This is a genomic window from Bradyrhizobium sp. PRIMUS42 (genome assembly GCF_023006515.1).
Lineage (GTDB): Bacteria > Pseudomonadota > Alphaproteobacteria > Rhizobiales > Xanthobacteraceae > Bradyrhizobium.
The window spans coordinates 1-6,179 of the sequence record NZ_JALBGZ010000383.1; the positions used below are offsets into that span (position 1 = coordinate 1).

Here is a 6,179-nt window from a genome sequence, read left to right on the forward strand (position 1 = left end):
GGAGACGCCTCGTTGCGCATGGTGGTTATCGCTGTTCTTGGCGCTGAAGATGTCCAGATACGGATTGTAGTTGCTGCCGTTGCCGGCCGCCGCGGGATTTCGGCACCTCGCGGCGCGCCGCTGCCGCTCTCGTCTTGGTCGCAGTCAATCCCATGCCCAATGATTCCTGCGCGTTTCCGACAATGGTCATTCGCTCTATATCGCGCAGGAGCGGAGGCGTCATCGCGAATCTGGCCGAATTGGCCGTATCGTCAACGGTTTCAGCAGGGCCTCGTTCCGTCACCGGCGCTTACGGCACCGTCGAGCTCCAGGCCTGGCCGGACGCGGCCTTGTCGTATCCGTATTGATAGAGCGCCCGCATATAGGAGGTGTCGAACCCTTCCGACGGCGGCGCCGGATATTCGCGTGCGATGTAGGAGAGATGAAAGCCGAGACGGTTGCGCTTGGCGAAATCATAGGTCGAGAAGATGATCGAGCGCGTCTGCGACTGGGTAATCGCCGACAGGCTGCGCGAGGCGACATCGATGGTGCCGTTGGAGACAAGCTCGAAATTGCGTTCGATCTTCTTGTTGACGAGGATGTAGATGTCCAGCTTCGCACTGCCCGGCAGCCGGCTGCCCTGGAACAGCAAGGCTTCCGGCAACGTCAGCACCGGGGCGGTTACGCCGCCGTCGACATGCATCTCCTGGAACTTGCGGCCCTGGCCCTCGGCGTCGATCATGATCGGCGGAAACACCAGGGGGATGCTGGCGGAGGCCGCCATCACGTCGCGAAACAGTTTTAGCGCCTCGGGCGTTCCGACCGCGGCGATCTTGCCCATGTCCCAGATCGCGGTGCGCTGGGTGTCGAGATCGGTCGTCACCACCACCAGCTTCCGGCCCTTGGCATTCTCGCGCGCGACTTGCGCCATGATCTCGGGCCCGACATAGCGGGCGACGAGCTCGCGCAGCCTTGTATTGCCGAACAGGCCCGATCCGAACAGCACACGCATGATGCTGGGATCGTTCAGGAGGCTTTCCGCGATGCCGCTGGTGTAGACCTCCCTCAGCGTGTCGTCATATTGCGATCCCAGAAACGCGAACGGCGCGATCAGCCCGCCGGTGCTCACGCCGGAGACGACAGAGAAGGTCGGACGGGTTCTGGCGGCGGTCCAACCGTTGAGAACGCCGACGCCGTAGGCGCCATCGGCGCCGCCGCCGGAGAGCGCCAGATAGGACTTCGTCGCGGTGCTGTTGTCCTTCTCGAAGCTGAATTTCGTGATGGGCTCGTCGGCGTAGCGCCTGAGGCCATCGATATCGAGCACACGCGAGGTGCTGGCTTCTGCGGCGGTGTAGGGCGTGCGGGGCAGGGAGGTGCAGCCGGCGAGTGCCAGGCTGCACGTCAGGACCAGGAAACCGATCAGACGGGCAGCTGTCTGCCTGATCCAGTCACGCGAGCGGCTGGAGATGTCGGTCGAACATGAAGGGAAAGGCATTGTCGGTGGCTGTCGATCACGCATTGACCGCCGCCGGCAATTCGCCCACGGCATCTCGTCCAGCCCAACATAAAACTACACGGTATCGTTTTGTTTAACAAGGGGCGCGGCGGCCTTATCCGCTTTAATTGTGTCCCGGTCTGAGGCACGGTCCGGCCAGGACTGGGTTGGGCGGGTTGATCGGCTTCCTCCGACACGCAATAAGCACCGCCATGAATCCCGACAATGACCTTCCCAATCACTTTGAATTGCTCGCCACCGACGGCGCCGCGCGCACCGGACGCCTGACCACACCTCACGGCGTGGTGCGGACGCCGGCCTTCATGCCGGTCGGCACCGCCGGTGCCATGAAGGGCATGCACTGGCGCGAGGTGCGCGATGCCGGCGCCGACATCGTGCTCGGCAACACCTATCACCTGATGCTGCGTCCGAGCGCCGAGCGGATCGCGGCCCTCGGCGGCCTGCAGCGGTTCACCGGCTGGAACGGGCCAATGCTGACGGATTCCGGCGGCTTCCAGGTTATGTCGCTGGCGGACCTGCGCAAGATCAGCGAGCACGCGGTCACCTTCCGCTCGCATATCGACGGTGCAAAGGTCGAGCTGTCGCCGGAGCGCTCGATCGAGGTGCAGCGCCTGCTTGGCTCGGACATCGCCATGCAGATGGACGAGTGCGTGCGGCTGCCGGCCGAGCGCGCCGACATCGACCGCGCGATGCAATTGTCGCTGCGCTGGGCCGAGCGAAGCAAGCGCGCCTTCGAGAGCGCTCCCGACGGCTACATGCTGTTCGGCATCGTGCAGGGCGGCGACATTCCCCAGCTTCGTCATGCCAGCGCGGAAGGCCTGGTCGCGATCGGCTTCCACGGCTATGCGATCGGCGGCCTTGCCGTCGGCGAGCCGCAGGAGGTGATGCTGGCGATGATCGACGAGACCGCGCCGGTGCTGCCGAAGGAGCGACCGCGCTACCTGATGGGCGTCGGCACGCCCGACGACATCCTCGAAGCCGTGAAGCGCGGCATCGACATGTTCGATTGCGTGATGCCGACGCGCAACGGCCGGCACGGCGTCGCCTTCACGCGCTTTGGTCAGGTGAATTTACGCAATGCGCGCCATGCCGACGATCCGCGTCCGCTGGATGAGGAAAGCTCATGGCCCTCAACGCGCAACTGCGCGCGCGCCTATCTGCACCATCTCGTCAAGGCGGGCGAGACGTTGGGGGCGATGCTGCTGTCCGAAATCAATATCGCCTATTACCAGTTCCTGATGCAGGGCATCAGGGACGCGGTCGCACGGGGAAAATTCGATGAGTTCTATCAGCGTACACGCGCGGACTGGGCGGGGGGCGACATCGCCCCGCGCTAGATCAGTTGCATAGGAAGCGCGTCTTCACGGCGTGCTTGGTCACGAAGCCATAGCCGCAATTGTCGCAGGTCCAGAGATAGCTGATCATGTGGTCCGACACGTAGGCGGATGCTTCGGCGGCGACCATGGAGTCGGCGCAGACGGGACAGGTGGGCAACTCGCTGCAACGCGGATCGCGGTTCGCCGCGACGGTCGGCAACACTTCAGCGACTGCTGACATCGTGGTGACCTCCCTGCTTTAAGACGTAAGTCTAACATAAGCAGAAGGAGTTGACGAGGTCGCAACACAAATGCGTTGGCTCTCATAAAATTAGCTTCACCTCGATGTGTCCTGCCGTCAGCTTGGCGAATTCGCAGTCGCAACTATCGCAATGCAAACAATCGGTGTGCATCGCGATAAGTCGCCGCACTGCTTCGCGCGTCGTGACGTTCGATTACTGCGCCGCACCCTGCCGACCGAGAGCCGGCTCGATAGCGACCGGCGTGCTGCGGTCTGAACGGAGCCTGCGCCCAAACGAGATCGAGGGGGTCTCGACGAGCGAATATGTCATGAAGCTGACAAGGATCGACGACGTCACGACCTCGGCGACGAACACGAACCATGCCAGCGGTCCGTCGCCCGGCCAGGCGTAGTGGTGAACGCAGTCCATTGCGAACGGCGACATCAAGTAGACCGAGTAACTGATGACGCCGACGAACGCGATCGGGCGCCACGCCATCTTCTCGCCGACTACGGCGAACACGATGAAGACGAGGGCCGCGCAGACATAGGCTGCCCCGACCGAATAGCTGTAGAAGAAATCGTCCTGGTAGATCCCGCCATGGCGTTTGCTGGACAGCGTGACGGCGAACAATACGTAGAGTGTCGTGCAGAGCGCCACATGCCGCCATCGCAGGCTCCCGCCGATGACGGTATCGCGAATGATCTTGCCGAGGAACATTGCCGACAGGTTCAGGCCGACCTCCGTCACCACCCAGGCCGCCCTGTGCTCAACCAGGCCGGCCACCGCCGTCCCGGCAAGAGCGGTTGCAACGACAATCGCGACGGCCGTGAGGCGCCGGTGCAGCAATCCTGCCGCGAAGAGAACGATGCAGACAAGATAGAACAGCAGTTCGATGGTGAGCGTCCAGTAGAAGTCCCAGAGGTGAGGGACCTCCAGGAAGGACTGGAGCATCGTGAGGTTCGCGGCGATCTGCGACAGGGGATAGGTCCTGGACATGACCGCCTGCATCGTGACCAGCCCGATCGCGATCGAGGCCCAGTAGGCCGGGTAGAGCCGGAAGAAGCGACTGATCGCGAAGTCGTTTATGGGAGATGCGCTGGCGGGAAAACTGAAGGGAATGACGAAGCCGCTGACGAAGAAGAACAGCACGACGCCGAACCGGCCGAAATTCATGTAGTAGCCGATCGCGTCGTGAAGGAACGCATGATAGGCGCCGGTCGGGTGTTCCCGCACGATCACCTCGAGCGCATGCTGGACGACCACCGCCAGGACGGCGATGCCGCGCAGGGTATCGATGAATGCCAGCCGTCTGTGCATCAGGCCTTCTCTGCGCTCCGGCCGCCCGTGATCGGCCGATCGCAACGGACGTCGCCTGCCGGGACGGCATTTGGCTAGGGCACAAGCGATGATCTGAAGGCTGCACGCCGCCCCGGCAGTTCAACACGGCAATCGTGAACGGATTGACAACGAAATCGGCTGGACGGCGGGCTTGGGCCTCCCGCCGCCGCCCAGACAGCCGGCCTGCCCACACAATTTTGCTATGCAGCAGAATTCCGGGCCGCCCCGCATTGTCGCTTGCGCGTCGCCGCAAGCTGTCTGTAACTGCGCAGCGGTCGACAGAAGCATTGTCGCCACAGGGAGTTCATCATGGACGGATCGTCCACCACGGGTGCAGCGCACCAACCCGGCCGCGGCCGGATCTACGACTCGATCGTCGAGGCCTTCGGCAATACGCCCATCGTGCGCTTGCGCCGGCTGCCCGGCATGCACGGCGTGGATGCGACCATTTTGGCAAAACTTGAATATTTCAATCCGGCCGCAAGCGTGAAGGACCGCATCGGCGCGGCCATGATCATCGCGATGGAGAAGGCGGGCATCGTCACGCCCGACACCGTGCTGATCGAGCCGACCTCCGGCAATACCGGCATTGCGCTCGCCTTCGTGGCGGCTTCGCGCGGCTACCGCCTCAAGCTGGTGATGCCGGAATCGATGTCGATCGAGCGGCGCAAGATGCTGGCTTTTCTCGGCGCCGAACTGGTGCTGACGCCGGCGGCGCAAGGCATGAAGGGCGCGATCGCCGCCGCCGAGGAGTTGCTGAAGACGACGCCGAACTCGGTGATGCCGCAGCAGTTCAAGAACCTCGCCAATCCCGAGGTGCACCGCCGCACCACCGCGGAGGAGATCTGGAACGACACCGGCGGCAATATCGATTTCTTCGTGGCCGGCGTCGGCACCGGCGGCACGATCACCGGCGTCGGCCAGGTGCTCAAGCCGCGCAAGGCCTCACTTCGCGTCGTCGCGGTCGAGCCGGAGGAGAGCCCGGTGCTGTCAGGCGGACAGCATACGCCGCACAAGATCCAGGGCATCGGCGCCGGCTTCGTCCCTGACATTCTCGACCGCGCCGTGATCGACGAGATCGTGAAGATCAACTCGACGAATGCGATCGAGACCGCGCGCGCGCTGGCGCGGCATGAGGGCATTCCGGGCGGCATCTCCTCGGGTGCGGCGATCGCGGCAGCACTGCAGATCGGCAAGCGGCCGGACGCCGCGGGAAAGACCATCCTGGCGATCGTGCCGTCCTTCTCCGAGCGGTATCTTTCGACGGCGCTGTTTGAGGGGATCTAGGACATGGCGGACCAACCACCGAGGCGGCCGCGCACGCTTGGCGATGCCAGGACCGAAGCGGAGGCGGCATTCAAGAAGGTGACGGCCAAGGTCGCCGCGGCGCCGCCCAAGCAAAACGTCGTTCCCGGCGTCAAGGAGCAGGTCACGCTGCGCCTCGACCAGGACGTGCTGGAGTTCTTCCAGGCCGGCGGACCGGGTTGGCAGGACCGCATCAACGAGGCCTTGCGAAAGGCCGCGGGGAAGTAGGCAACCTCGTCATTGCGAGCGCAGCGAAGCAATATCCTTCCACGGTGGCAGTTCTGGATTGCTTCGTCGCAAGAGCTCCTCGCAATGACGGAGTACGCGGTTAGCACCATCGTCCCAATGAAAAAGCCCGGCGCGAGCCGGGCTTTTGTGTCTTGAGATCGGCGTCGCGTCTCAGCGCCGGAACATGCCGCCCATCATGCCGCCGACGACGCCGCCCACGAAGGCCGCTCCGGCGGCATCGCCGGGGTTGCT

6 protein-coding genes are annotated in these 6,179 nt (G+C 63.8%); 3 read left to right on the forward strand and 3 right to left on the reverse strand.

The annotated features are described in order from the left end of the window. Nucleotides 1-289 precede the first annotated feature (289 nt). The gene (locus MOV75_RS24110; RefSeq protein ID WP_246932406.1) at nucleotides 290-1,498 is read right to left on the reverse strand and encodes a patatin-like phospholipase family protein; all 1,209 of its coding nucleotides are present in this window, start codon (nucleotides 1,496-1,498) and stop codon (nucleotides 290-292) included. A 188-nt stretch (nucleotides 1,499-1,686) separates the two neighbouring features. On the opposite strand from MOV75_RS24110, the gene tgt reads away from it, so the two are divergent. Then, complete coding sequence (gene tgt / locus MOV75_RS24115) at nucleotides 1,687-2,832, forward strand: tRNA guanosine(34) transglycosylase Tgt (protein ID WP_247006738.1); 1,146 nt, start codon at nucleotides 1,687-1,689, stop codon at nucleotides 2,830-2,832. A 1-nt stretch (nucleotide 2,833) separates the two neighbouring features. Here tgt and MOV75_RS24120 read toward each other — a convergent pair whose 3' ends face one another. Both MOV75_RS24120 and MOV75_RS24125 read right to left on the reverse strand, forming a co-directional pair. Beyond that, nucleotides 2,834-3,052 carry a hypothetical protein gene (locus tag MOV75_RS24120; protein WP_246931047.1) on the reverse strand — a complete coding sequence of 73 codons (219 nt, stop codon included), beginning with the start codon at nucleotides 3,050-3,052 and terminating at the stop codon, nucleotides 2,834-2,836. A 214-nt stretch (nucleotides 3,053-3,266) separates the two neighbouring features. Next, nucleotides 3,267-4,373 carry an acyltransferase gene (locus MOV75_RS24125; RefSeq protein ID WP_247006739.1) on the reverse strand — a complete coding sequence of 369 codons (1,107 nt, stop codon included), beginning with the start codon at nucleotides 4,371-4,373 and terminating at the stop codon, nucleotides 3,267-3,269. 330 nt (nucleotides 4,374-4,703) lie between these two features. Between MOV75_RS24125 and cysK the strand changes: the two genes are divergently transcribed. Further along, nucleotides 4,704-5,681, forward strand: coding sequence for a cysteine synthase A (gene cysK / locus MOV75_RS24130; protein ID WP_247006740.1), 978 nt, complete (start codon nucleotides 4,704-4,706; stop codon nucleotides 5,679-5,681). A gap of 3 nt (nucleotides 5,682-5,684) precedes the next feature. Further along, on the forward strand, nucleotides 5,685-5,927 hold the full coding sequence (locus MOV75_RS24135) for a BrnA antitoxin family protein (RefSeq protein WP_247006741.1): 243 nt from the start codon (nucleotides 5,685-5,687) through the stop codon (nucleotides 5,925-5,927). Nucleotides 5,928-6,179: the final 252 nt, after the last annotated feature.

Coding starts and splice junctions, on each gene's coding strand:
- MOV75_RS24110 (WP_246932406.1), bottom strand. CDS start 1,498: ATGCGTGATCGACAGCCACCGACAATGCCTTTCCCTTCATGTTCGACC.
- tgt (WP_247006738.1), top strand. CDS start 1,687: ATGAATCCCGACAATGACCTTCCCAATCACTTTGAATTGCTCGCCACC.
- MOV75_RS24120 (WP_246931047.1), bottom strand. CDS start 3,052: ATGTCAGCAGTCGCTGAAGTGTTGCCGACCGTCGCGGCGAACCGCGAT.
- MOV75_RS24125 (WP_247006739.1), bottom strand. CDS start 4,373: ATGCACAGACGGCTGGCATTCATCGATACCCTGCGCGGCATCGCCGTC.
- cysK (WP_247006740.1), top strand. CDS start 4,704: ATGGACGGATCGTCCACCACGGGTGCAGCGCACCAACCCGGCCGCGGC.
- MOV75_RS24135 (WP_247006741.1), top strand. CDS start 5,685: ATGGCGGACCAACCACCGAGGCGGCCGCGCACGCTTGGCGATGCCAGG.